This window comes from Psychrobacter sp. 1Y4 (genome assembly GCF_051847555.1).
On record NZ_JBPYDE010000101.1, the window covers coordinates 1 to 1,200 of the forward strand.

A 1,200-nucleotide genomic window follows, 5' to 3' on the forward strand; every position below is an offset into this window, starting at 1 on the left:
AGTGCGATTTAAGAGCTACGTTTGCCCAATGTTTCTTTCATAATAATCATTAATATCGGATACCTTTATGACTCTTCCTTCTTCAGATTTGCGCCTTGTTGATTTTACCGATGCTGCGCCAAGTACATTACAAACCCAAGTCATCAATGCTATCGACGATGCCAATAGTTTTTTAGATAACTTGACGGCGGTGGCTGACAATAGCACTGACATTTCAAAATTAAGCGCTGAGCAAGCACTGGCAGATGTGATGCAGTTTGATCATATCAATCTGGCGCTAGATCGTAGTTGGGGAATCTTATCGCATCTCAATGGCGTGATGAGTAACGATGAGATTCGTCATGTCCACCACGAGCTGCTGCCCAAATTATCGGCTTACGGAACACGGGTTGGTCAACATCAGCCACTTTTTACCCGCTATCAAACGATCGTTGATGATACCGAGTTTTTTGCGGCACTTGAGCCTGCACGTGCGCGGGCGATCGAGCTGGCTCTACGTAGCTTTGAGTTATCAGGGGTGGCATTACCTAAGACTGAGCAAGAGAAATTTGCCGCTATTCAAAGTGAGCTATCTACCTTATCTGCGACATTCTCAGATCATATTTTGGATGCAACCCAAGCCTTTGCATTGCCTTTAGAAGACAGTCAGCTAAAAGGCTTAACAGAGAGCGGTTTGGCATTGTTGGCAGATGCAGGTGAACAGTACAAGACTCGTGAGCTTGCTAATGGCACCCTGAGTCAAACAGATATAGACGCGCTCCCGACGCCTTATTATGTCGCAAGCTTGAACATTCCTGTATACCTAGCAGTTATGACCCACGCTGATGACCGCAGCTTACGGGAAACGCTGTATCACGCTTATGTCACGCGCGCCTCTGAATTTGATACGCATACCAATGCTAAAGGTGAGTCACTAAACAATGCCTACATCATGAGCCAAATTCTCACATTACGTGAGCAAAAGGCCAAGTTATTGGGCTTTGATAATTATGCTGAAGTATCCCTATCGACTAAGATGGCAGACAGTGTCTTAGAAGTAGAGACATTCTTACGTGACTTGGCGGCCCAAGCGACCCCAGCCGCGCAGAAAGATTTAGCACAGTTACAGAGATGCGCACAGGATTATGGCATTGATGAATTGCAACCTTGGGATAGCGCCTATATCGCTGAAAAAGTAAAACAAAGCGAGTTTAGCTTGTC

At 45.6% G+C, this 1,200-nt stretch carries 1 protein-coding gene; it reads left to right on the top strand.

Annotation, left to right across the window (positions count from 1 at the left end; translation table 11 throughout):
- Positions 1 to 67 precede the first annotated feature (67 nt).
- A partial coding sequence (locus tag ACS8FC_RS14495) for a M3 family metallopeptidase (protein ID WP_439297279.1) occupies positions 68 to 1,200 on the top strand: 1,133 nt, incomplete at its 3' end.